General features: G+C 60.9%; 18 protein-coding genes and 1 tRNA gene. 14 read left to right on the top strand and 5 right to left on the bottom strand.

The annotated features are described in order from the left end of the window. Nucleotides 1-102 precede the first annotated feature (102 nt). From rplK to CLV78_RS11460, 3 genes are all read left to right on the top strand, one after another. Nucleotides 103-531: a 50S ribosomal protein L11 gene (rplK, locus tag CLV78_RS11470; RefSeq protein WP_106204962.1), complete on the top strand. Its 429-nt coding sequence runs from the start codon at nt 103-105 to the stop codon at nt 529-531. Nucleotides 532-534: 3 nt separating this feature from the next. Continuing rightward, the gene (rplA, locus tag CLV78_RS11465; RefSeq protein ID WP_106204961.1) at nt 535-1233 is read left to right on the top strand and encodes a 50S ribosomal protein L1; all 699 of its coding nucleotides are present in this window, start codon (nt 535-537) and stop codon (nt 1231-1233) included. A gap of 725 nt (nt 1234-1958) precedes the next feature. Further along, the gene (locus CLV78_RS11460; protein WP_106204960.1) at nt 1959-2507 is read left to right on the top strand and encodes an NADPH-dependent FMN reductase; all 549 of its coding nucleotides are present in this window, start codon (nt 1959-1961) and stop codon (nt 2505-2507) included. Between the two features lie 32 nt (nt 2508-2539). Here the strand turns inward: CLV78_RS11460 and CLV78_RS11455 are convergent, their stop codons facing one another. Continuing rightward, nucleotides 2540-2914, bottom strand: a complete 375-nt coding sequence (locus tag CLV78_RS11455) for a rhodanese-like domain-containing protein (protein ID WP_106204959.1) — start codon at nt 2912-2914, stop codon at nt 2540-2542. A gap of 334 nt (nt 2915-3248) precedes the next feature. On the opposite strand from CLV78_RS11455, the gene CLV78_RS11450 reads away from it, so the two are divergent. After that, the gene (locus CLV78_RS11450) at nt 3249-6068 is read left to right on the top strand and encodes a hypothetical protein (RefSeq protein WP_106204958.1); all 2820 of its coding nucleotides are present in this window, start codon (nt 3249-3251) and stop codon (nt 6066-6068) included. 60 nt (nt 6069-6128) lie between these two features. Here the strand turns inward: CLV78_RS11450 and CLV78_RS11445 are convergent, their stop codons facing one another. Continuing rightward, the gene (locus tag CLV78_RS11445) at nt 6129-7634 is read right to left on the bottom strand and encodes a UbiA family prenyltransferase (RefSeq protein WP_245924984.1); all 1506 of its coding nucleotides are present in this window, start codon (nt 7632-7634) and stop codon (nt 6129-6131) included. A gap of 349 nt (nt 7635-7983) precedes the next feature. Here CLV78_RS11445 and CLV78_RS11440 point away from each other — a divergent pair, with 349 nt between their 5' ends. After that, nucleotides 7984-8943 carry an O-fucosyltransferase family protein gene (locus tag CLV78_RS11440; protein WP_106204957.1) on the top strand — a complete coding sequence of 320 codons (960 nt, stop codon included), beginning with the start codon at nt 7984-7986 and terminating at the stop codon, nt 8941-8943. Nucleotides 8944-9085: 142 nt separating this feature from the next. Beyond that, a tRNA-Met gene (locus CLV78_RS11435) sits at nt 9086-9162 on the top strand. A gap of 410 nt (nt 9163-9572) precedes the next feature. Here the strand turns inward: CLV78_RS11435 and CLV78_RS11430 are convergent. Next, nucleotides 9573-10646: a mechanosensitive ion channel family protein gene (locus CLV78_RS11430; RefSeq protein ID WP_106204956.1), complete on the bottom strand. Its 1074-nt coding sequence runs from the start codon at nt 10644-10646 to the stop codon at nt 9573-9575. A gap of 543 nt (nt 10647-11189) precedes the next feature. Here CLV78_RS11430 and CLV78_RS11425 point away from each other — a divergent pair. Beyond that, the gene (locus tag CLV78_RS11425) at nt 11190-11984 is read left to right on the top strand and encodes a patatin-like phospholipase family protein (protein ID WP_106204955.1); all 795 of its coding nucleotides are present in this window, start codon (nt 11190-11192) and stop codon (nt 11982-11984) included. A gap of 22 nt (nt 11985-12006) precedes the next feature. On the opposite strand, the gene CLV78_RS11420 is transcribed toward CLV78_RS11425, so the two are convergent. Next, a complete protein-coding gene (locus CLV78_RS11420) occupies nt 12007-13365 on the bottom strand; it encodes a tetratricopeptide repeat protein (RefSeq protein ID WP_106204954.1) in 1359 nt (452 codons plus the stop codon). 98 nt (nt 13366-13463) lie between these two features. Here CLV78_RS11420 and CLV78_RS11415 point away from each other — a divergent pair, with 98 nt between their 5' ends. The 7 genes from CLV78_RS11415 to CLV78_RS11385 all read left to right on the top strand — a co-directional run bounded on the left by CLV78_RS11415 (nt 13464) and on the right by CLV78_RS11385 (nt 22446). Further along, nucleotides 13464-13730, top strand: coding sequence for a hypothetical protein (locus CLV78_RS11415; protein WP_106204953.1), 267 nt, complete (start codon nt 13464-13466; stop codon nt 13728-13730). Nucleotides 13731-13776: 46 nt separating this feature from the next. Beyond that, on the top strand, nt 13777-15459 hold the full coding sequence (locus CLV78_RS11410; RefSeq protein ID WP_211300983.1) for a sulfatase-like hydrolase/transferase: 1683 nt from the start codon (nt 13777-13779) through the stop codon (nt 15457-15459). Between the two features lie 251 nt (nt 15460-15710). Beyond that, entirely contained in the window at nt 15711-17474 is a 1764-nt protein-coding gene (locus CLV78_RS11405; protein ID WP_158263510.1) for a sulfatase-like hydrolase/transferase, read from the top strand. 114 nt (nt 17475-17588) lie between these two features. Next, nucleotides 17589-19220, top strand: a complete 1632-nt coding sequence (locus CLV78_RS11400) for a sulfatase-like hydrolase/transferase (protein ID WP_158263509.1) — start codon at nt 17589-17591, stop codon at nt 19218-19220. A gap of 106 nt (nt 19221-19326) precedes the next feature. Further along, complete coding sequence (locus CLV78_RS24470) at nt 19327-20139, top strand: hypothetical protein (RefSeq protein WP_106204950.1); 813 nt, start codon at nt 19327-19329, stop codon at nt 20137-20139. Between the two features lie 45 nt (nt 20140-20184). After that, on the top strand, nt 20185-21279 hold the full coding sequence (locus CLV78_RS11390; protein ID WP_106204949.1) for an ABC transporter substrate-binding protein: 1095 nt from the start codon (nt 20185-20187) through the stop codon (nt 21277-21279). Nucleotides 21280-21336: 57 nt separating this feature from the next. Next, nucleotides 21337-22446: an HlyD family secretion protein gene (locus CLV78_RS11385; protein ID WP_106204948.1), complete on the top strand. Its 1110-nt coding sequence runs from the start codon at nt 21337-21339 to the stop codon at nt 22444-22446. A 366-nt stretch (nt 22447-22812) separates the two neighbouring features. On the opposite strand, the gene CLV78_RS11380 is transcribed toward CLV78_RS11385, so the two are convergent. Next, nucleotides 22813-23889 (bottom strand): DUF2793 domain-containing protein, encoded by a 1077-nt coding sequence (locus CLV78_RS11380; RefSeq protein WP_106204947.1) that lies wholly within the window; start codon nt 23887-23889, stop codon nt 22813-22815. Nucleotides 23890-23896: the final 7 nt, after the last annotated feature.

Here is a 23896-nt window from a genome sequence, read left to right as displayed (position 1 = left end):
GGATCAAGCGTGGGAGGCAGCCCGGTCGCGCCCGGAACCTGACCACGACAACATCGAAGGCCCCGAACGCGTTCGCGGGTCGTTGGAAGAAGGAGAGGCCAGATGGCCAAGAAACTCGCCGGCACCATGAAGCTTCAGGTGCCCGCCGGACAGGCGAACCCGTCCCCCCCCGTTGGCCCCGCGCTCGGTCAGCGTGGCATCAACATCATGGAGTTCTGCAAGGCGTTCAATGCCAAGACGCAGGACATGGAGCCCGGTGCGCCGTGCCCGACCATCATCACCTACTATCAGGACAAGTCCTTCACGATGGACATCAAGACGCCTCCGGCGTCCTATTTCCTGAAGAAGGCTGCCAAGCTCAAGTCCGCTGCCAACAACCCTGGCAAGGAAACCGTCGGCTCCGTGACCGCAGCGCAGGTGAAGGAAATCGCAGAGGCCAAGATGAAGGACCTCAATGCGAACGATATCGACGCAGCAATGCAGATCATCCTGGGCTCCGCCCGGTCGATGGGTATCGAGGTGAAAGGGTAAATCATGGCCAAGCTTGGAAAACGTACCCGCGCCGCCCGTGAAGCTGTTGCCGGCAAGGAATCACTGAGCGTCGAGGAAGCCGTCGCACTGGTGAAGGGCAATGCCGTCGCCAAGTTCGACGAGACCATCGAGATCGCGATGAACCTCGGCGTCGACACCCGCCACGCCGACCAGATGGTTCGCGGCACCGTCACGCTGCCCAACGGCACCGGCAAAACCGTGCGCGTCGCTGTCTTTGCCCGCGGTGACAAGGCCGAAGAAGCCAAGGAAGCCGGTGCGGATATCGTCGGCGCCGAAGACCTGATGCAGGCCATCCAGGGTGGCGAGATCAACTTCGATCGTTGCATCGCCACGCCGGACATGATGCCGGTCGTCGGTCGCCTCGGCAAAATCCTCGGCCCGCGCAACCTGATGCCGAACCCCAAGGTTGGAACCGTGACCCCTGACGTCAAGACGGCCATTGATGCCGCCAAGGGCGGTGAGGTCCAGTTCAAGGCCGAGAAGGGTGGCGTGGTCCACGCCGGCGTCGGCAAAGCGTCCTTCGACGAGGCCAAGCTGGTCGAAAACGTCAAGGCCTTCTGCGACGCCGTTGCCAAGGCGAAGCCCTCGGGCGCCAAGGGCAGCTACATGCAGAAGATCTCGCTGAGTTCGACCATGGGCCCGGGCGTGACCATCGACGTGGCCGCCGCGACCGAGCACTGAACGCTCGGCAGTTGGAACTGACTTCGTAAGGGCGCCTTCGGGCGCCCTTGCTTTTGGGGAAATCGTCGCAGGCCTTGCTACATCGTCGATGTCTTCTGGAGCGACGACCTGAATCATCGTTTTTTCAGGCATGGGTTTGGCCGGGCAAGGCTTTCGCTAGGAAGGGGCGCTGGGGCTTCGTCGATAGAATTGGCCTCGACTGGCTCCCGTTCGAAATGCCGGTCGCAGTTCTACCTGTTCTGAGAAAACATGCGGCCGGGAAGAGACGGCTCTCGGGGCGATCCCATTCCCTTGCACAGCGACAGCTTCTTCTGTCCCACTCCGGGTCAGGCGATCACGTTCTTGCACAATCGAACAAGGTCCAGAGTGGAGGCATCGGCCTGCCTTGGACCATGCGCCCGGCAATCCGCGCAACGCCCCCTGAAAGGTAGCCGTTTGGGCCGTGGCAAAGCTTGGTCTCGATTACTGAGAAACGCCCCTGTTTTCGGGTGGCGAGGTCAAGTGATCGGAAAGTCCACCGGCACCACTAGGGTCGCTCGTCGCGGGTTTCGGAACGATGGCTGCCACCCGCGGAGCAAAGGGCTGACCTGAGATCATACAGCTCGGCTCGTCGGTTGACACATGGCAAGGCAGTCACTTCGCGTGTGATCTCGCGGCGATCGACTTGTCAAAACGTGCATGTCCCCCATCTGGTAAAGGGTTGAAAAGCACGGAAGGGAGAGACTTTGACCACGATATTTGGGTTGAGCGGCAGTCTTCGCGAGGGATCTTTCAATGCCAGTTTGTTGCGCGCGGCTGCCAGCGTTGCGCCAGTTGGGGCCGAAGTGAAGATCGGCACGATCCGGGGCGTGCCGCTGTATGATGCGGACGTGGAGAACGGGGAGGGCGTTCCCGAGAGTGTCTTGCGGCTGCGCGATGAGATCGACGCGGCTGATGGGTTGCTGCTCGTCACGCCGGAATACAACAACGGCATTCCCGGTGTTTTCAAGAACGCGATCGACTGGATCGGCAGCGGTCCGGGCGCGCGGGTGTTTGCCGGCAAGCCGGTTGCGGTCATGGGGGCCTCCCCCGGGGGATTCGGAACGATTCTGTGCCAGGACGCCTGGTTGCCCGTGCTTCGTGCGCTGAAGGCGCGACAGTGGCATGGTGGTCGGTTGATGCTCTCTCAGGCGCGAAAGGCGTTCGATGCCGATGGCGTTTTGGTGGATGACGCCGCGCGGCAGAAGCTATCCGATTTCGTCGCCGGTTTCGTCGAGGAGGTCCGCCGCGGCTGAGGCCGCGACGGACAGAGACGTCTGTACTGCAATCAGTCCTCGGTCGGGCCGTTGGCGTCCTTCCAGTCCTTGAAACCACCCACGTTCGAGACTTTTTTGTAGCCCATATCGTGCAGGGTCTTGCCCGCCAGTGCGGCCTGCCCGCCTGCGCCACAGACAAGAACGATGTCCGCGTCCTGCGTCAGCCGCGTTTCGTGAAACGGTGTGCTCGGGTCGGCGGCAAACTCGATCATGCCGCGGGGGATGCGTACGGCCCCCTTGATGGTGCCTGAATTCGCGATGTCGGAAGAATCCCGCACGTCGAGGAAAACGGTCTGACCGGCGGCGTGTTTCTCGATCCCCTCTTCCGGCGAGATCCGCGGAACAACTGCGTTTGCTTCTTCAAGGAAGTCCTGTGCGCCCTTCATGGCAAATCCTTTCATGCTGGTGGTGGCCAAGAAGTACTTGGTGAACTCCCCTCTGTCATCGCCCTTTCGTCCCGTCCACGATTCTGGCCGCGGCGGAGTTCCCCGGATTGCTCACTGCATGACGATCAAAACCTGATCCACCAGCCATGTCCGGGTCGGAGCGGTCTGCGTTCGCAACGTTTAACGATTGGTAAAGAAAGTCGCGGAGATTTTGCGAAGGACCGCCGGAAGGGGCCCAGTCCCCGCACCACCGGCGAGGCCAGCGCATCCGTCCGGAACGGGAACATGAATGCCGGCGCAACGTCGCCCGCCGCAGGACCTTTGGAGAATGGACATGGTAATCCGAACCGAACAGACGGGTTTCAATCTGCTGACAGACAGCCTCGATCCGCAGGGGCGCGCGCTGCAGGTTTCCCGCGTCAACCTGGACCAGAACTACGATACCCGATGGTACACTCTGACAGGCGGCGTCGGTGGCAAGGTTGCTGTCACCGCGTCGGGGCGAGTCACCTACGATGACACGGGCGTCACCGTGCCGCTGCCCGATGAACACGTCCTCGCCGGTCAGTTCACATACCGCCTCAGCAATGGCGCGTCGGAGAGTCGCGATTATCCGGTTCAGGTCGTGTTTTCGGGACAAGACGCCGATCCGGACAGTGCGATCAAGCTCTATGCCAATGGGTTTGCCGACGATGCACGTGCCGATTTCGACATCGTGCCGGGCTCGCTGGTCCACGACCCGACGCTCGTTATGATCGAGGATGAGACTCCCGGTGCCATGGTGTTCGGCGACACCTCGGAGTCCAATCCCCGGCTCGCCCTGCGCCGTGCAGCGCTTCCGGGGCGGAGCTACAAGGTGCATTTCAAGGCTCGCCCAAACCCGGATGTGGCTGCGACCTGCTCCTGTTCCCTGCGGTTTCTCGATTCCAGTGGAGGGGTCCTGGTCGAGCGCCGTGCCCGCCGCGACATGGATACACTTGAATTCGGACCTGCACCCAAAGAAACATGTCGCCTTGAGCTTTCCTTTGGAGTGGCAGGGGTCGTGACACAGAATCGCAGCTACGAGATCCACGAGATCCGAATTGTGGACATCAGCGGGCCTGCCGTCTCTGCCGGAGGGACGCCTGCGGATCTGGTCCGCTTTGGTGCGCTGACCCGTGCCGGTGAGGGGGGGATCGCCGTGACCGGAGGCGAGATCGCCGCCGGCAACGACTCAGGGCATTTCGAGATTGCCAACGGATATCTCGTGCCAACTGCACAGGGCGAGGCGGACAAGCTCGGCGAGGGCGTCTACGCGATTGCGATGGATAGCGGGGAGACGGTTGAAATCGACGTCGTCGGCAACACCATGTCCGCCGCCTCCGCAGAGGAGATCCTGTCGATCATCGCCCTCGGTGCGCCCATCAGCGGCCGAACGATCGAGATCCGGCCGGGGACACACGATACCTGGAACCAGGACTTCAGGGAGCTTTGCAAGGATTTCACGGAGGTTGTCACGCTGCGTCCGTCAGATGTGAACGACCGTCCGACGCTGACCGGCATGGAGTTGTTCGCCATGGAGGGCGTCTTTGGAAACGTGACGTTCGAGGATCTCAACTTCGCGCTGGCCCATGACGCGTTCGGCGCGATCAATCCGCATATCGTCAAGCATGTCGTGCAGTTCAGCCGCTATGGCGACGGCGTCGGTGAGAATATCACCTTCCGTCGCTGTGACGTCGACTGCCTGCTTGGGGCCTATGAACCCGGAGTTGTGGAACTGCCGGGACTGGAGGCAAGTGGGATCGGAACCAAACTCGGGATCTCCGGCTTGCTGATCGAGGATTGCACCTTCCACAACATGGTCAACGCCTTGAGCCTGTGTGGCGACAACATCACCGTTCGCGGCTGTTCGGCCACGCAGATGTGGGGCGACTTTGCCCGACTCGGCCCGCGGCCGACGGGAGGTGACACCTTCAATGTCGACATTTTCGACAACGTATTCACCGACTGGGCAGGGTCATACGCGAATTACCGGCATGCCGATTTCATACAGGCCTTCCCACGCGGAGGCAGTCTGCCCGGTGGCGACGTGCACAACGTCCGCATCCATCGAAACACAGTGTTCCCGGGCGCGACGGATGTCGTCGATGCGGATGGCAAGGGAAACGGCATCCAGTTCATGCTGTTCCATGCCCTCGTGAACGAGGCGGATATCTACCGGGATTTCTCGATCAAGGGGAATGTCGCCTACCTGCAATCCGGCCACGGGGTGACGTTCGAACACACGATCCAGCGAGCGGAGATCGAGGGGAACACCTTCCTGCCGGCCCGTGAGCCGGTGGCGGATGGCGTCGTTCCGCTTTCGCCGCAGATCTTCGGCCCGTTCAGCGACAGCGTCATTCGCTACAATGTCTGCCACTGGATCGACACCAACCGGGATGGCTATCACACCGGCAACACGGTCTACGGCAACTATGTCGGCAAGGTCGACCCAACCGACCTGACCAGCTACAGCGACATTTTCCAGGGCAGCACGTTCGAGCCGGCCGATCGGCAGGACGCGCTGGAGCAGGCCCGGTTGAAACCCCTGGGACCACTGGACAGGAACGGCGACGGCGCGGTCTCGACCAACGATATCGGCGCAGTCGGGACGACATTGGCCAACGGTATCGGGGATTTTGTCAACGAAACCATCAACGAGGCCCTGCTGCCCGCCATCCCTGAAGGCGCCGGGCCGGGCCCGAATGTCGCTGTGGATGCCGGGTTCGACAATCCCGCGGCCTGGGACGAGTCGGCGGGGATCAACCTCGTCGGTGGGCAGATCGTCTGCGATGGCAGCAACGCAGCCTGGACCGGGATCAGCCAGGACTACCTCAGGACCGGCGGTATTCTGGTGTCGGAAATCACCAATTACGCGGTGTCGGTCGAGGCGACGCGCGTGGGCGTTCCGGGCAAGAAGATCTGGGTCGGCGTGGATTGCCTGGACGAGAATGGGCGTGAGATTGCATCGATCAACCTGACCGGTACCAGATCATATACTGTCAATGACGTCGGTACGATCGGGCCGCTCGAGTTCACCACACCGTTTGGTACCGCACGCCTGCTGGTCTGGTTCCTGATGACACAAGAGGCGACGGACATGGACCTCGACAACCTCGTGGTCCAGACGGTCTGAGCGGGCAGTCCAAATATGCGCCAAAGTGGGGCGGCACATCATGTGTCGCCCCATTGCGTTCTAGACAAAGGTCGCAACAAACCCGATGCAGATGATCAGGACAGCGCAAAGGCGGCTCATCTTGTCCTTCAGGGCGAAGACGACCGGGTCGTCGTGCATCTGCCCGCGGTGGGTGAGCATCACGGCCCGGCTGACCCAATAGAGCAGGATCGGACAGATAAGCCAGAGCCAGAGCGGCGAGGTGTAGTACTGGGTGACGATCGGCGAGTTGACATAGAGCGCCATGACCAGAACGGCGAGATACCCTGCCGAGATTGCCATGCCTGCAATGATCGGCAGGTCGCCGGTCACATAGGCCCGCCCGCTTGAACCTTCGCGCCCGGCGGCAAAGTCGCTGATCAACTCCGCCTGCCGCTTGATGGCCGCGAGCGACAGGAACAGGAAAATGGAAAACGCAAGGAGCCAGGGTGACAGGTCGACATTGGCGGCCGCGCCGCCGGCAATGATGCGCGTCGTGTAGAGTGTCGCGAGCGTGCAGATGTCGATCACCAGTTGCCGCTTGAGCGTCAGGGAATAGGCGCTCGTCAGGCAGAAGTAGGCAAGCAGGACGAGGGTGAACCGCCCCGGTAGGAAGAGCATCGAGAGCCCAAGCCCAGTCACCAGCAATGCCGGTGCCAGAAGCGAGCCGTGGATCAGCTTCATGTTGCCGGAGGGCAGGGCGCGATATCGCTTTCGCGGGTGTGCCCGGTCGGCGGACAGATCGAGCAGATCGTTCAGCAGGTAGACACTGGATGCCACCATCGAGAACGTGACGAAGGCGAGCGTTGCCGCAAGCCATTGCCCACCATCTGCGCTGTGGGCCATCAGCGCGGGAAGGAACACCAGGATGTTCTTCACCCATTGATGTGGCCGACACGCCTTCAGCCAGGTCCGCGCGGTGCTTGCCGACGTGCTGTCGCCAAGGTGTTCGGCCTCCAGCGAGACGTCGTCCGCCTGGCCGCGAAGCTTCGCGGGCGCGTCGACGGTTATGGCTTTGCGCGCGTGGCGCCAGACTGCCACATCCGCAGGATGATCCCCGATGTAGTCGAAGCCGCGCTCGCCATACCGTTCCACCAGTGTGGCCGCCTTGGTTGCGCCCTTGAGGTTTTCCTGCCCGTCCGAGCCGAGCACATCTTCGAAACAGTTCAGGTGGTCGGCAACGGCATCGGCGATTGCCTGGTCGCTTGCCGTCACCAGCGCGACCCGGCCGCCCTGCGCCCGGTGCTGCTTGATATAGGCAAGAACCTCGGCGTTGTAGGGCAGGGCGGCGACATCCACCGACGACACGTCGCGCAAGGCAGCCTTGAAGGCCGCCTTGCCCTTCAGCAGTGTAAGCGCACGCGGAACAGCCACTCGGACATCATCACTGACCGCGCTCCACCAGGTTTCGAGTAGCATGTCACTGCGCAGCAGCGTCCCGTCGAGGTCGACGGCAAGAACCGGAAGCGCGTCCTCCGATGGCTCCGAAACGGTCGACTGCGGCCGGGGTACGGAGTCGGGACCCATGTTGTCCGTCGGTGAGGTCATCGTTCGGTCTGCTCCTGCTTGCAGGCGTCGGAACGGAGCTTCGCCGCCAATTCGGTCGATCCGGTCCGTGCTGCCCTGCCTGTCGTGCCCGCGTTCGTTTCTTTGGTTCGATTGCTAGAACATGTGGCCCGACCGGTCCATAGGGTGCGGTGGTTCGGCCGGCCACTTCGTTTCGTGGCTGCAACGACCCGTTCTCCCGGCAATGGAGCGGCCCCGCGCGCCTTTGATACCGTGGGGTGGCGGATCGGAGGGCGACAAGAGCAGCGTCCATGCGGACCGTCCGGCCGGATTTCCTCTTCCCCGTCTTCGCGTATTGTCCTAACCCGAACCGAAGCGGAGCAGGCGACACGTGGCAGACGAACGATATCTGGTGATCAAGGGAAAGGCCGGGCTCGGAAACCGGATGCTGGCCGCCGTGACCGGCCTTGTTTATGCCGACCTTTCGGGGCGCATCCCCGTTGTCGACTGGCGGGACGGTGCCTATGCCGACTACGGCACCAACGCCTACCCGTTGCTGTTCGATACCCCCGCGACCGTCGATCCCGCCCGGTTCGATGCGGAGACCCAGGTCACGCCATCGGTCTGGTCGGGCCGCATGGGCGAATACGCAAATGATATCGTCGGAGATCGCCACGAGGGTGCGCGTGTCTATCGCGCATCCTGTGTCGACCTGCGGCATCTGGATCATCCTGAACCCGTGGCCGTCTACTGGTCCTATGTCTCGAAACTGCCGCGGCTTCGCGGACACATGATGCGGGACCCTCGCTTTCGCGGTCGCTCGGCGAAGGAGATTCTGCGCGACTACCTGCAACGGTACTTCCCGCCGAACCAAACCGTGCGGAGCGCGGTCGATCAGGTCGTAGACGGTATGCCGTCGCCACGAATCGGCGTGCACCTGAGGTTTACCGACATGAGGGGCCCGCTCGAAAAAACGGTCGCCGCGCTCGAACGTCTGCGGGCCAAGATGCCCGACGCCCCGGTGTTTCTGGCAACCGACAGCCGCGAAGCCCAGGATCTGCTGACGCATCGGTTCGACCGTGTCACCGTGATCGAGAAACACCTCTCGGACGATGGATGCCGCCTGCACCAACCGGGCGGGTGGAACCAGGTGAACCTGCAAGCCGAAGCCGAGAATGCGATGGTCGACCTATGGACTCTTGCTGCTTGTGACCGGCTGATCTGTTCCTCAAACTCGACATTCTCGGGGGTGGCAACGTTGATCGGCGGCTTTGGGAACGGCGCGATCCTGGATGTTGATCGCATCAACCCCTTGGTCCGGGCGAAACGCTGGATCCAGCCATTTCTGTAGGCATGCATGCTTCGCGCGCCGCTGGGAGCGAGGGCACGAGGGCGAAAAAGCACCGCTGCCGGTCAGGTTCGAAAAAAGTTCACAAAAGTCGTTTGCCCCCCTTGCGGACCCTCAGCCACAGAGCTAGATAAGCATCTCTTGGCGCGGGGTGGAGCAGCCCGGTAGCTCGTCAGGCTCATAACCTGAAGGTCGTAGGTTCAAATCCTACCCCCGCAACCAGAAATCCTACACGATATCAAAGACTTGAAGTCGGCCTCGGCCGATCAAGTTTTTGATGTCGCGTTTTACATCAACGCCACCTCAACGTTTGACGAGTCCTCTGGAAAGAGCCGAGGCCGAGTTCGGCGGATGAGCCCGGATTCGTGCTCTGTGGCTCAGAAAGTGAGGCCAGCAGTGATTCATTCGAAGATCCGTAGCAAACGAAGACCCAGGTAGGAAGCGCAGCAAGGCCAGGGCAACAGTTCCAACACACGTGGATTGCAAAACGCAACGGCACGAATTGCACGGTGGAAGGCCCCCAAGAGTGCTCTGGAGACCGGGAGCACCGGTATTGGTGGCCCTTTTCGTCGCCGACCAAATACCCATTGTCGGACGTGACCCTGTTCACCCAATGGACGCCCAAGCAGGCGTCATGGTCGATCTGTTTCTGGCGCACCGGATGACGCGGCCTCTGTGTGCACTTCCGAGCGACTCCGGATTTCGTGGATATCGGCAGAGATCTGCAACCCCTCAGACTTCAACCGGCGATGGATCTCGCGATATAGTTGCTCCCGGCCGGCAAACATCGTGGGGTAGTTGGGGAAATGGACCCAAACCATGTAGGTGTAGGGGTTCGACGTGCCGTCCATCAGGCGCGCAACCGGGGCGGGCTCCTTGAGAATGGCTTCACAATGTACGGCTGCCTGTTCCAGCAGGGTCTTGACGTCTTGCGGATCTGAGTCGCCAGAGACATTCACGAGGTACCACGGTGCAAAAACGTGGTCCGGGCCATGCAGGTTCGTGAAGCTCTGCCGCGAAAGCTCCCCATTGGGAACGACATAGGTCGTGTTGTCCCAACCGCGCAACCGGGTCGCTCGCCAGTTGATATCCGTCACCTCGCCCTCCATCCCGTCGCTGAAGCGCAGCCAGTCGCCGATCCGGAAAGGTCGTTCGATGCTCAGCGCAATTCCCGCGAAGAGGTCGCCGAGCGTCTGTTGCATTGCAAAGGCGAGCACCGCAGCGACGGCCCCGGTCGAAACGTAGAGTTCCGTCGGCGCGAGATCGTTCGCGGACAGATAAACGAGAAGGCCGATGAACAAACAGAACCCGAACAGAACTGTCCGACCAAGCTGTGACAGCTTCATTTCGCGGCTGCCGGATGCCTGTCCCGGCCGTTGAAACACCAACCAGAGTTCGATCAGTCGCGCCACGCCAGAGGAGACGGCGAGGATGATCAGGAGTTCGGTCACCTCCCGTACGGCGCCTTGCCAGATCGAAAGGCCCATCCGACCGAACAACGCCTCGACAAGTCGGCCGGATCCGTAGACCGCAGCCGGAAAGAGGACCATATCGATTGCCGCGCTTCCCCATGGATAACGCTTCAGAAATGCCTGAACCGGCCCGGACAATCGTACAAGTCGCCAAAGGACGAAGACCGCCAGAAGCGCCAGTGCAAGCAGCGCTCCGACCTGCGGGGAAACGTTCGAAGCAAGACCTTCGCCCAATATCTGAACCTCATGATTCTTTGCAGTACCCAGAAGCAGTTTTCAGAAAATCCGGGCTGTAGACTTATACCCAAAGCAATGAGGTTGCCGCCAGAGCGATTGCCAAGGCGCCGGGTTGGGCACCTGTCATGAGGCGAGCATTGCTCCGGTGTCTCGTATGGGATTCCGCCCTCGACACGTCGCTCGGCAACGGGGCAAGACGGGAAGCGACGTCTTTCGCGGTGTTCATGGTGCGCCGCTCTCTTGAGGACTTTCCTGTACAATGAAGACGCCCGGCCCCTTCAACGCAAGGCGTCGCAGCGGAGGGACATGCTTGTTCGAAATCCGTTTTCAGTTCCAGATCTTGCGACCCGGTAGGAGCGGCCCATGTGGCCACCCCCACAACAAGGATGTGAGCGCAGCCCAGCTTTTTGCGAGAGGACATCTTGAGCGGCCGCATACGATCACTCTACGCTGCATCGGTGGGAATGCGCAGTGGGGATTTTAGCTTATGCCTTTGGAAGCGGGAACTCCGGTCAGGTATCAATCGCGCGGCTCGTGGCGATGAGGATTGCGATTGCACTGAGTGGGGGAGGAGCAGCAGGGATCGGGCACGTGCCGGTCCTCGAGGTGGTGGACGAACTGGGCCTGCGTCCTGTTGAGATTGCAGGAACGTCGATGGGCGCACTGATCGGGGCCGGCTATGCCGCTGGAATGACGGGCATTGATATTCGAGAGTGGATCCTCGGCGTCGCGGCGAATCCCGGCCGCGTGTTGAGGCGGTTCCTCGCATCAAATCCAGCGCGGCTTCCGGGCGTGCCCGGCGCGTTCAACTCACATGACGCCATCGAGATCGCGCTTCCGCCGACCGTTCCCGAACGGTTCGACATGCTCCACATCCCATTTACGGCGGTCGCAACGGATTTCCATGCGCGTGAGACGGTGTTCCTCCGTGATGGCCTTCTCAAGCCTGCATTGGCAGCGTCGATCGCCATCCCCGGCGTTTTTCGACCGACGCTCCTTGCTGGCCGGGTGCTTGTTGACGGTGGGGTCACCAGCAACCTTCCGCTTGACGCACTGGCGGACGCGGATGTCACTCTGGCTGTTGATGTGGCAAGTATGGAGGCGCTCGACAGTGTTGACGTTCCGGGCCCGATGGAAACTGCGGTTGGGGCGATGCGGATCATGATGAGGCGCATGCTGCAGCAGCAGCTGAGTGACCGGCCCGGAGCCCTTCTGATCGAGCCGAGAACGAGTGCATTCCAATCGATGGATTATCACAAAGCCGCCGAGATCCTCGAGGTGGCGACGGCCAACCGGGACAATGTGAAACGCGCGCTGGATCGCGTACTGTCCTGAGGCAGTTTTTTGATTCTCCAGCCTACGGCTCTACGGACCACCCGGCCGCCACCAGCATTGCGAGAACCTGTTCGGCATGCTCCGGGTGCTGGTAAAACCGCTTTAGTGCGACATCCGGGCGGAAGGCGGGCCAGGTTGCCTGCAATTCCGTTAGCAGGGCTTTTGCTGCGGCGGTATCGCCGAGGGCCTGATGGGCGGCAGCCTTGTACATCAAGGTGAGTTGACCAACGGGCCCGCCCTCTTCAATCGCTGCATTGAAGGAGGCGAGCGCGGTCTCGTAGTTGCCAAGGTGGAAGTTCGCGACACCGTGGATGTTCAGGTGGGCCGGGTGACGGCCCCTGTCGTTTCGGGGGCGTGCGGGGGCGGAGACATCGGCGGATTCCGCGAAGTGACCGGTCGTTCCCAAAATGACACCATGGAAATCAAGTGTTTTGCCGTCCATGTCGTCCAACGAAACCGCCAGTCGGCTCAGGTCCACGGCCCGCTCGTAGTCACCATTTGCAAACGCAACCCAGGCCGCTGCGGACTGGGACCATCCGCTGCGCGGGGCGAGGTTGACGGCCCTGTCCGCCATCGCCCCGGCTTCGCGCAGAAGGTCGGCACCAACTCCCGCATCCGGTGCCAGCAGCGCAAGGGTGCCGAGGCTGTGGCCGGCACCGGCGTAGCCATCGGAAAGATCCGGTTCTATCCGGATGGCTTCCCTATACATGGACGTGGCGAGTTTTTGATGATTGACATCTGCAATCGGGAACAGCAATCCGCTGGCCTGTTCGGCGAGGTTTGACGCCTGAAGGGTTGCAGTGGATCTTTCGGCAAGGGCGGATCGTTCCGTCTGGTTTTGGAACGAATGATCCGAAGGCGGTGTCACCTCCGACGTCCTCTGCCATCGGACCAGCAATACTCCGACCAGAACCACCAACGCCAGGACGACGGCTCCAATGAGCAACCATGGAAGATCGCCACGGGGCTGGGGCGAAGCCTCGTGAGGCTGGCCCTCGAGAATTGGAGTCGCTGCACTTGGTTCCATTGCCTCGAAGCGCGGAGCATAGCCGCCACTGTCGATATGGATCCTGACCGGATCTCCGGCGCCTTCGCCCTCGTAGTACTCTGAGAGCTTGCGCCGCAACCTGCCCGCATCTACGCGAACAATGCTGGCGCTGCCGTCATCCGGTGCCCGGCCGTAAATATCATGGGCGATGGTCTTGCCGGCGACACGGTGCCCCCGACCCGCGAGACTCTCCTCGACCACGTAGCTCAGAAACGCCTTCAGCCGGTCGGCATTCGCGAATGCCGCGCTTCGGAGAATACGATCGAGTTCGACACGGATGGACATTTCTGGCACCGCTTCGTTCGGATCATCATTCTCCGCCGCGTCGTGCATCTGTCAAAAATTCCCTTTTCTAACAGCATGTTGAATACATGTTAAACTGAGAGTTTAACGTTGATTACACGGTATACCCCTTGCTTGAGAAATCAAGGATGACGCAACACTCCGTGATGAAGACTGAGCCCGCACCAAACCATCCCGATGCACGGACCGCTGAGGATTTCTTCCCGACTTGGCGGGAAGAGATACGGCGTCTGCGCGGGAGCCATCCGGTGTTCGCAGAGATCTGCAACGACCTCGAAACGGTGGCGGGAATTCTGCGGGACGAAGGACCGGCTGACGATGCCGTGACTGAGTGCCTTGAGGGCCTGAAAGACGAAATTCGTCGCGCCCTGACGCACGAAACCGGCAGCGTGTGACCGCCACCCGTCAGGCAGCATGGCAAAAAAAAATTGGAGACCATTCATGACGACATGCAGAAACAAGCTGACCGGCGGCGCACTCGCCCTGGCGGTGACATTGGCCGGGGCAATGACATTCCCCGCTTGGGCACAGGGTGCCGAGACCGCTGGCGGCATCATCCACGATGCAGAGCAGGATATTCTGCAAGAGCAGTTTGGGGAGCAATGGGCTGTTCAAGACGAGGAACTCCAGCAGACGCTGGATGCAATGTATGAAAAGTACGGCAAGCGCCCGAACATCGTTCACATCATGTGGGACGACAACAGCTTTGGCGAGGTGGGCATCCCGTCGCTCAACAAGATCCGCGGTTTTGACACTCCAAGTCTGAACCAGATGGGTAAAGAGGGTATGACCTTCACCCGTATGTACACCGAACCTTCCTGCACACCGACCCGGGCGGCGCTTCTTACTGGCAGGCTCGCCGTGCGCAGCGGAATGCACACAGTCGCTTTTCCTCCGGAAGGCGCCGGTCTACCGGCAGAGGAAGTCACGATTGCGGAGGTCCTCTCGGAAGCCGGCTATAGTACTGCGCTCTTCGGCAAAGGGCACCAGGGCGACATCGAAGAGAGCTTTATGCACAATCAGGGATTCGATGAAGCCCAGTTCTCGATGTACAACCAGTTCCCGGCAAACTTCTGGCATGCGGATGGTGAAGCGGCCGGGATGTCCATTGGCTACACACCTGAAATGACCGAGAAAAACTATCTGGTCGATCAGCAGTTCAGACCATATGGCTACATCATGGATATCGAGGGCGAGAAAGGCGGCCTGGCCCGGGAAACGCTCCCTGCCACGATCGAGGACACGCTCGAAAACTACCGCGCCCTCAACAAGATGCACTTCGAGAAGTCCCTCGACTTCATCCGCAGGAAAGCCAACGACGACAACCCCTTCTTCCTCGCCTACTGGCCCAATGTCTATGATGTCATTCGAAACGACGAGGAGATGACCACGAGCAACGGAAGCGCGTTTGCTCAGAATATTGAGCGCCTAGACCGTGAAATCGGGACAATTCTTGCGGAACTCGAAGAACTGGGCATTGCCGAGAATACCTTGGTCATCGCCATGGCAGACAACGGACCCTTCGTTGAGGTTGTCGGTGCCCAGTATCAGGTCGTGTTTGCCGGCGGTAAAGGCGACTATCGCGAGGGCGGTATCCGGGTCGCAGCTTTCGCCGAGTGGAAAGGTGTCATCGAACCCGAAACGATCATGGGTGACATGATTACGGTGCACGATCTGTTCACCACTTTCGCCCGGCTTGGCGACGCCACGCAGCATATTCCGAGAGACCGGATCATTGATGGCATCGACCAGACCGCGAGCTTTCTGCTCGGTGACGGGCAGAGCCGCCGCGACTATTATCACGTCTACACGGGCCCTCAGCATGCAGCGACCATCAAGCAACAATACAAGCGGGTTTGGGTTGGCGGCCGCGCCGGTCTGGTGAAGAATGACTTTTTCGACCTCTACCAGGACCCCCGTGAGATGCGCGGAATGATGGCGCAGTTCTTGTGGGCGTGGGGGCCGTTTGATCAGATGAAGAAACGTCATGAACAGATGAACGCGAAATACCCGTTCACCCCGACGCGTCACGGCGTTCCGTTTGAAGGTATCGAGAATCTGCGCCCCGAGAGCATCGAATACCAGCAGAATGTTCGCAGAACCATGGAAACCGGGAAGAACTGATCCAGATTGGTCTCTACACTCGATCACTGATTGGGATCGGATACACGACCAAGTACGATCTCCGAAAAGATCAGCGGCGACCTCGAACCAGTGGCAGGAATGCGCCGGGACGAAGTCGCCGGTGACACTTCGGGAACAGAACGCCCGGAAAAGGCCGGAAGACGAAATCTATTGGGTTATGCGGCGCGAGACAGGCCGTGGATGACAATTTCTTGTAAAAATCCACGCTTGAATTCAACAGGAGAGCAATGATGACGACATGCAGAAGAAAGCTGACCGGCGGCGTATTCGCTGCTGCAGCGATAATGGCCGGGGGGATATTTGCGTCTCCCGGTTGGGCGCAGAGCGACGAGAGCTCGGGCCAGATCGTTCACGACGCAGAATACTACGTTCTGCACGCCCAGAATGGCGAGCGTTGGGCTGCCGAGGATGTCGATATCGAGGCCAAACTTGCTGAGCTTGAAGCAAAGTTTGGCACGCCGCCCAACCTGATTCATATCATGTGGGACGATACCGCCTATGGTGATCTGGGCATCCCCGCCATTCAAAAGGTGCGCGGGTTGGACACACCCAACATCAACGCATTGGCCGAAGACGGCATGATGTTCACCCGTATGTATACCGAGGTTGGCTGTACACCCAGCCGGGCAGCGGCTGCCACCGGTCGCATGGCGATCCGCAGCGGCATGTACAATATCGGCATGCTGCAAGAAAGCCACGGCCTGGCGGACGAAGAAGTGACCATGGCCGAAGTGCTGTCCAAGGCGGGCTATGCCACTGCGTTCTATGGCAAATGGCACCTTGGCGACATCGAACAGAGTTATCCGCACAACCAGGGCTTCGATGAAGCGCTGTTTACCGGATACAACCAGATCCTGTCTCTGAACACGCGCGAAGCCGAACAAGGCAACGCGCAGCTCGGCCTGTTCGAGGACTTGCTGATCGAAGATCCTTACAAGCTCGACGATACTTTCGTCACCAAGGACTGGGTGATGGTCGCCGAGGGCACCAAGGGCGGCGAAACGCGGCAATGGCGCGACAACAGCCTTGAATCCTACGAGATGATCGATGGCGAGGGTCTTGAGCGCATGATGGCGTTTATGGAGCGCAGCGTCGAAGCCAAACAGCCCTTCTATGTCGCCAACTGGCCGATGATGTCGAGCTTCCTGCCAATCCGGCCGAAGTGCACCCGCGCCCGCAGCATGCTGCACAACGGGCTGCAATGCACGATCGATCCGCTGATCGCCGATATCCGCGCCAAGCTGGACGAACTGGGCGTGGCCGAGAACACCCTGATCATCGCCATGGCAGACAACGGTCCGATGTCGCACAACCCGCCTCCGGGCACCGGTTTTGCCGAGACCATTTTCCGGGGCGGCAAGGGCGACTTTCTTGAAGGTGGCGTGCGTGTGCCGGCCTTCGCGGTGTGGCCCGGCATGATCGAAGCAGGGCAACTGGCAGGCGATATGATCCATATCACCGACCTCTTCACCACCTTTGCCAGCGTGGCCGGCGCTATGGCTAACATCCCAACCGACCGGGTGATTGACGGCATCGACCAGACCGCGCTGCTGCTGAACGGAGATAGCCACAGCCGTCGCGACTACACCTTCACCTATGCCGGTCCAATGCTTGGTGCGATCGTGAAGGGCGACTACAAGCGCCACTTCATCTCGCCCGACCCGGTGGGTGACGCAAGCGGCATTCCGGCGGCATTCTACTTCCTGCCAGCCGACCCGCGCGAGGCGTCGCCGATGCTGACCAACCTCATTCACCTCAAGCGGCCCTTCAACCGGATGCGTCTGCGCCACGATCTTTGGAAACAGCGTTATCCGGACCGGACCGAAGTGCACGGTATCCCATGGACCGGGATCGCCAATGCATCCGAGGCGCTGATCAAAGAACAGAATCCACAGCTTGTGCTGAAGGATCTGCCCTTCGATCCGCTGGAGTATATCGAGCATCTGGATCAGTTGCCGTTTGACCCTGCGATGGATCCCGACATCGGCAACTGAGCCGGTTCAGGATTGCGGCCCTCCGCGTGGGGCCGCGAACCCGCCTATTGTCTGTCGTGGCGGACCGGCCGCCAAACTGAACAACACTTGGGAAAGCTCAGATAGGAGATCATTGTGAAGCGTCTCAAACACCCGAAATACACGGGGATTCTGGCCGCATCGGCCGTCGCCCTCGCCGGACTGTCCGCAGTTTCGGCGACGGCTCAGACTGCACCTGTGCCCGGCGGCCTCGTACACGACGCCGAGTTCCAGCGCCTTTGGGAGCAGAATGGGGACCGGTGGGCCGAAGAAGACAAGGAGGTCGCGGCGAAACTCGCCGAGCTTGAGGCGAGGTTCGGCAAGAAGCCCAACATCATCCACATCCTGTGGGACGACACGCGCTATGGCTCAGTCGGCCATCGCTTGCTGACCGATATCACGGGCTACGACGCACCGAACATCGAACAGATGGCTGCCGAAGGCGCCTCGTTCACGCGGATGTACACCGAGCCCTCCTGCACGCCCACGCGGGTTGCCGCCGCGACCGGCCGTCTTGCGGTGCGGTCCGGCATGGTTTTCCCGATCTTCCCGATCCACCGCATGGGCCTTCCGGGCTCCGAGGTGACGATTGCCGAAGTGGTGGACGACACCTATCACACCGGCTTCTTCGAGAAGGCGCATTTCGGCGACCAGGAAGAAGGTTACGTCACCAACCAGGGCTGGGACGAGGCGATCTTCTCGCTCTACAACCAGTTCGCCGGCCAGATGTTCACGGAGGACGCCGAGAATACCGGCTACACAACGGCCTATAACGAGGACGGCTACGACAAGAAGTACTTCTTCGATGACACGTTCCGTCCGTTGGAATGGATCTGGACCGTCGAAGGCACCGAGGGCGGCGAAGTTCGCGAGTTCTCCACGCCGAAGACCTTTGCCGACTATCAGGACGCAAATGCACGGATGTGGGAGCGCACGAAGGAATTCGTGGTCAAGCACGCTGACAGCGACAAGCCGTTCATGCTGCAATGGTGGCCGAACGTGTTCGATCTGGCAGACGAAGATGCTGTGCGTCCCTTCACGACGCAAAATGGCACCGCCTCGGCCGAAAGCATCAAGCGGATGGACGCCAAGATCGGTGAACTGTTCGCATTGCTTGAAGAGCAGGGCATTGCCGAAAACACAATCGTCATCGCCATGGCCGACAATGGCCCGATGGCCCATGTCTGGCCCGAAACCGGCCAGAACGGCTTCTTCCGGGGTGGCAAGAACGACGTCACCGAAGGCGGCATCCGCGTGCCCGCTTTCATCAAGTGGCCGGGCGTGATCGAGCCGGGCACGGTGATTGGCGACATGATCCACGTCTCGGACCTGTTCAATACCTTCGCCCGCATCACCGGTCGGTATGACCAGATCCCGACTGATCGTATCATCGACGGCATCGACCAGACTGCGCTGTTCGTCAACGGCGACACCCACGGGCGCCGTGACTACGTCTTTACCTACAAGGGTGCCCAGCTTGGCTCGGTGGTGAAGCAGCAGTTCAAGCGTCACTTCTCTCTGGGCGGTGGTGGACTCGCGGGGGCCGAGTTCTTCGACATCTATAAGGACCCGCGCGAAGAACATCCGCTGATGGCCGAGTTCCTCTGGGCTTGGGCGCAGTTCGACCACATCGTCGAGCGCCATACCGCTCTGATCGGGGAATACCCGCACACACCGGTTGCCCGTGGCGAGCCCTACACGAGCATCGTGCGGCTCGAAGATCAGTAATCTGCTGGTCCTGCCCCCGGCCTTCTTGTTGAGGGCCGGGGGCTGTCTTTGAGGCTCAGGCGAATGCGCCTTGAGCCACTCCAATCCGCTGCGGAGACCGCCCCGAATGCCAGATCAAAAATGCGCGCTCCTTGTTTGCTTCGTCGGCGCGGTGTCCTCTCTAGCTTCCGGCGTTCAGGCCCAGTCGGAGGAAGAGCTTGCCAAGCAACTTGCCAATCCGATTGCCTCTCTGATCTCGGTTCCGATCGAGTTGATCTACGACGAGGGGCTCGGCGCGGACGGCAACGGATCACAGACGGCCTTTGTCGTGAAGCCGGTCATTCCGTTCAGCATCTCCGAGGACTGGAACGTCATTTCGCGGACGATCATTCCCTTTGTCTCGCAGAGCGACATCACCCCCGGACCGTCCAGAGAGGGGCTTGCCGATGTGGTTCAGAGTTTCTTCTTTTCCCCCAAGCAACCGACGGCCGGTGGCCTGACCTGGGGTGTCGGGCCGGTCTTTCAGATCCCGTTCGATGCCATCGCCACTGCCGACAATCGCCCGGGCCGCAACGAATGGGGCGCCGGTCTGACGGGTGTGGCCCTGAAGCAATCCGGGCCATGGACCTATGGCATGCTGGCCAACCATATCTGGAATATCGACACCTCCGCGCCAAGCCAGAGCGATACGTTCCTCCAGCCCTTCGTCAACTACACCACGCAAAACGCCTGGACCTTCGCGCTCAACACCGAAAGCACCTATGACTGGCTCAGCGAGGAATGGACCGTTCCGGTCAATCTCAAGACAAGCAAGCTGGTGTCCATCGGCGGCCAGCGAATCAGCCTGTCGGCCACCGCGCGGCACTGGGTCACCTCACCGGACGGGGGCCCGGACGACTGGGGCGTGACGCTTGGGGCAACATTGCTGTTTCCGAAATAACCGCGCGCGTCCCGCTCGCTTTTACCCACTCAAAGGACCTGACAGATGATCCGCAGAGACTTCCTTCAAACCGGCGCCGCCGTTCTGGCAACGCCAGCATTCCTTCGGGCCAGCCGCGCCACGGCGCAGGGCGCCCTGCCGATCACCGTGTCCAGCTATCTGCTGGACCGCACGCAGGCCCTGTTCAATGGCAGCGTGGAGATCGAAGGCGCGCAGGCGACCTTTGTGCAGGATGCCATCGGCGACATGAACACTGCCGCCTTTACCGGTGCCGGCAAGAACGAAATCACCGAGCTTGGCCTGCATCCCTTCATGCTGGCCCATGCCAATGAGGGGTTCCGGGACTATGCCCTGCTGCCCGTGCCCCTGCTTCGCCAGTTCCGGCACAAGAGCGTCTTTGTGCGCACTGATGCCGGGATTAATCTCCCCGAGGATCTGAAGGGGCGGCGGATCGGCACGGCGGGCTATTCCTCGACCTCGCTGACCTGGATTCGCGGGATTTTCGAGGAAGACTACGGAGTGAATCCGTCCGATCTGGAATGGGTGATCGCCACCGATGACAGCTCCGCCGGCGAGGCCGGCAATATCTCGGATCAGGAGAACCGCTTGCCCGAGGGTGTGAAGGTCTCAACCGGCACACCGGGCATGGACGAGTCGGAACTGTTGCTGGCGGGCGAGGTCGACGCCCTGTTCCATGCCGCAACCCCGGCCGCCTACCTTCAGGGCGACGAACGCATCGCGCGGCTGTTTCCCGATTTCCGTTCTGTCGAGCAGGAGTACTTCGGCCGCACCGGGATCTTCCCGATCATGCATGTGCTGGCAATCCGCCGCGACACAGCCGCCGAGCATCCCTGGCTGGCGCGCGCCGTGTTCGACGCCTATTCGCAGGCAAAGTTGCTGGCCTATCGCACCAAGGACCGGCTGACCTGGGCCACCGATATGCTGCCGTGGTATTCTCAGGAGCTGGAAAACACCCGCGCGCTGATGGGGCAGAATTTCTATCCCTACGGGATGGAGGCCAACCGCAAAGCCATCGAGACGCTGTATCGCTATTCCCACGACCAGGGGCTTGCCAACAGCGTTCTGACGATCGAGGACACCTTCCTCCCCGAGAGCCTCGATTTCGCAGAGGGCATCTAAGGAACGGCCCCCGGCCTCTTGCGATCCCAAACGCCCATTTACCGAAAGACACGACCGATGCTCATTATCCTTGGACTTTATGCCGGCCTCGTCTGGCTGATCTTCTTCCGGCTGAAGCTGCTGCCCTGGAACGGCGGGTTCAAGGGCCTTGTCTGGACCGGTGCTCTTGTCATCGCACTCGTGGTGATCGGCGCGCTGACCTACACAACGCCCACCGGGACGGTGTCGGTGCAGGGTGTGGTAACCAACATCGTCCCCAATGTGGCCGGCCGGGTGACCGAAGTGGCCGTCGCGCCGAACAGCGACGTCAACGAGGGTGACGTGTTGTTCCGGATCGACGACACGGTCTATGCCGCCGAGGTCGCGCGGCTGGAAGCCTCGCGGGAGGCGGCGCTTTCGGCGGCCGATCAGCTTCGGGAAGATCTGGTGGCGGCGGAAGCCGAGATCGAGTCCTTGCAGGTCCAGCTTGCCTTCGGGATCCAACGCCGGGACGACATCATCGAGCTGGAAGATCGCGGCGCGTCGACGACGTTCCAGTTGCAGGAAGCGGTTTCCACAATCGATCAGTTCAAGGCCAGCATTCGTGCCGCCGAGGCGCGCAAAGCCAGCCTGGAAAGGCGCATCGCGGCTCAGATCGACGATACGGATGTCGGTGTCGTTGAGGTCGAGAACGCGCTGGCGCAGGCTCGCTGGAATCTCGAACAGACGGTCGTGCGAGCCCCGGCGGACGGCCGCGTCACTGGTGTGACGCTCCGCCCCGGAAACCGGGCCACAACGATCCGCGGCGCAATCAACTTCACCATTCGTGACGACCGGTTCCTCATTGCGGCTCTGCCGCAATCGAGCCGGGGGAATGTGTCCGTCGGGGACGACATTCGCATTGCCCTTCGCACGATGCCGGGCACCGAGTTCACCTCGCAGATCGCGGCTTTCCCAACCGGCACCGCCGAAGGCGCGCTGGACACGCGTACCGGATTGCCGAGCCTGAGAGAGTTGCGCGGAAGTGCGCAATACCCCGTGTTGATCGCCTCCCCGGCAGAGACCAATCTTTCCAACCTGCCAATTGGCAGTTCAGGAACAGCCCTCGTCCTGACAGAAAAAGCCGGGGCGATCGGTATCCTGGCCGAAATCCTGTTCTGGATCACCAAACAAATGAACTATCTATGAACATGATGGTCGCTGTTCCTTGTCTGCTTCGAGTGGCTTAGGGCGTGCATCCCGATCTTTCGTTTGGAGCAAGACGCGTAATGAACGGACCTGGCCGGAGGTTTTTTCATCGTGTTCTTGTAGGCCTTTCTGATCATTCGGAGATCGAACTGGCGCCGGCCATGGTTCCTGCTGATGCTCCAGCAGATCGGAAAATTTTGGATGTACAGCGAGGGCTACTGAACGGTCAAGCGTTCGGTTCGCATTCAGCACTCGCTGCGCAAAGTGGCACCGCCATGACAGGTCGTTGCGCTTTCCCGTGCTGGTCAGTGTTCGACGATGGGCCTCGCTTCCGATTGCTAGTGAAATTCCAAGGCTCCAAGATGGTCACCCGAACTTCGTTCCCCAAAACGAGGTATGCTCGGCGGCGAAGTACCCGTCTACCGCCCGAAAATACCCTTGAAGCTCGACGGTATCTCCGACGCTGAGCGCCACCATGGTCTGCAACCAGAGCGCGGTTGTGTCCGAAACATGCGAACCGGAGATCTCCCCCATTGATCCCCGAATTTCGGTCGTGCCATTGAGCACCAGCCGACCTCGCATCCGCGACGAAGTGCTGGAATTGACCTTGTAGAGCAGCGAGGCACCCAAGAGATACGTGCCGTCAACTGGTGCAACGAAACGGCTGTTCACGGCGTCGAACGCCCCCTGATCGTTGTAGTCGGTGTTGTTGATACCGATCTTCGTCCAGGTGTCGACGCTGACGTAGTTGTCGTAGTTCGTGTATCCTTTGAACCGCGGCAGTTGCGGCTGATCGACGATGCCGGTGGTGTTGTCGACGATCAGCCCGTCGAAGAAAGCGCTGCCGTCGGCCGAGACCGCGAGTCGGAACTTGTCGGACCCGAACAACCCCATCAGAGCCTTTGTCACGTAGCCGGTCTGTAGTGTGAGACCGAGATCGTCGCCGGCAGACTCCTTGTTCATGGTGTAGTAGAGATCGCCGCTCCCGCCCTCGGCCACACTTTTCGCGGTCCAGAGCGCAGAATTGAGCTTCGCGGAGAACGGGTTGGCAGCATCCGCTGTGGTGCCGATGCCGAGAAGCGCCATGTCCTGCAACTCAGTGGACAGGATGCTCGCCCAGGCCGCACCATCCCAAACCAGCAACACTCCCTCGTCTTCGACCCATGCGCGCCAGCCCGGCCTCGGCGCGAGGCGGGTCCAGACGCCATCGGCGTAGAGCGCAACGCTCAGATCCCAGCCCGACCAGTCTCCGGTGGTGCCCGAGCCGACGATGTAGCGGTCCCCGTCCGCGGGCAATGCTGGCGGCACGGTCAGATCCCGGTCAATCACCGCCATCTGGACCAGCCCATCCAGCAGCCGCAGCGCCTCGTTATGGGTAACATGCTTCTGGGCCTGGCTGGCTACCAGATATGGCAGCATAAGGTTCGTGGTGGCATCGGACATGGGCGGA

Source organism: Aliiruegeria haliotis (assembly GCF_003003255.1).
GTDB lineage: Bacteria > Pseudomonadota > Alphaproteobacteria > Rhodobacterales > Rhodobacteraceae > Tropicimonas > Tropicimonas haliotis.
This window is presented reverse-complemented; position numbering and strand designations above follow the sequence as displayed.

Excerpts from the sequence above, each read along its gene's own strand:
- CLV78_RS11445 (WP_245924984.1), bottom strand. The coding sequence starts at position 7,634 with ATGACCTCACCGACGGACAACATGGGTCCCGACTCCGTACCCCGGCCG.
- CLV78_RS11420 (WP_106204954.1), bottom strand. The coding sequence starts at position 13,365 with ATGCACGACGCGGCGGAGAATGATGATCCGAACGAAGCGGTGCCAGAA.
- CLV78_RS24470 (WP_106204950.1), top strand. The coding sequence starts at position 19,327 with ATGCCAGATCAAAAATGCGCGCTCCTTGTTTGCTTCGTCGGCGCGGTG.
- CLV78_RS11425 (WP_106204955.1), top strand. The coding sequence starts at position 11,190 with ATGAGGATTGCGATTGCACTGAGTGGGGGAGGAGCAGCAGGGATCGGG.
- CLV78_RS11415 (WP_106204953.1), top strand. The coding sequence starts at position 13,464 with ATGACGCAACACTCCGTGATGAAGACTGAGCCCGCACCAAACCATCCC.
- CLV78_RS11450 (WP_106204958.1), top strand. The coding sequence starts at position 3,249 with ATGGTAATCCGAACCGAACAGACGGGTTTCAATCTGCTGACAGACAGC.
- CLV78_RS11405 (WP_158263510.1), top strand. The coding sequence starts at position 15,711 with ATGACGACATGCAGAAGAAAGCTGACCGGCGGCGTATTCGCTGCTGCA.
- CLV78_RS11455 (WP_106204959.1), bottom strand. The coding sequence starts at position 2,914 with ATGAAGGGCGCACAGGACTTCCTTGAAGAAGCAAACGCAGTTGTTCCG.
- CLV78_RS11390 (WP_106204949.1), top strand. The coding sequence starts at position 20,185 with ATGATCCGCAGAGACTTCCTTCAAACCGGCGCCGCCGTTCTGGCAACG.
- rplA (WP_106204961.1), top strand. The coding sequence starts at position 535 with ATGGCCAAGCTTGGAAAACGTACCCGCGCCGCCCGTGAAGCTGTTGCC.
- CLV78_RS11410 (WP_211300983.1), top strand. The coding sequence starts at position 13,777 with ATGACGACATGCAGAAACAAGCTGACCGGCGGCGCACTCGCCCTGGCG.
- CLV78_RS11380 (WP_106204947.1), bottom strand. The coding sequence starts at position 23,889 with ATGTCCGATGCCACCACGAACCTTATGCTGCCATATCTGGTAGCCAGC.
- CLV78_RS11385 (WP_106204948.1), top strand. The coding sequence starts at position 21,337 with ATGCTCATTATCCTTGGACTTTATGCCGGCCTCGTCTGGCTGATCTTC.
- rplK (WP_106204962.1), top strand. The coding sequence starts at position 103 with ATGGCCAAGAAACTCGCCGGCACCATGAAGCTTCAGGTGCCCGCCGGA.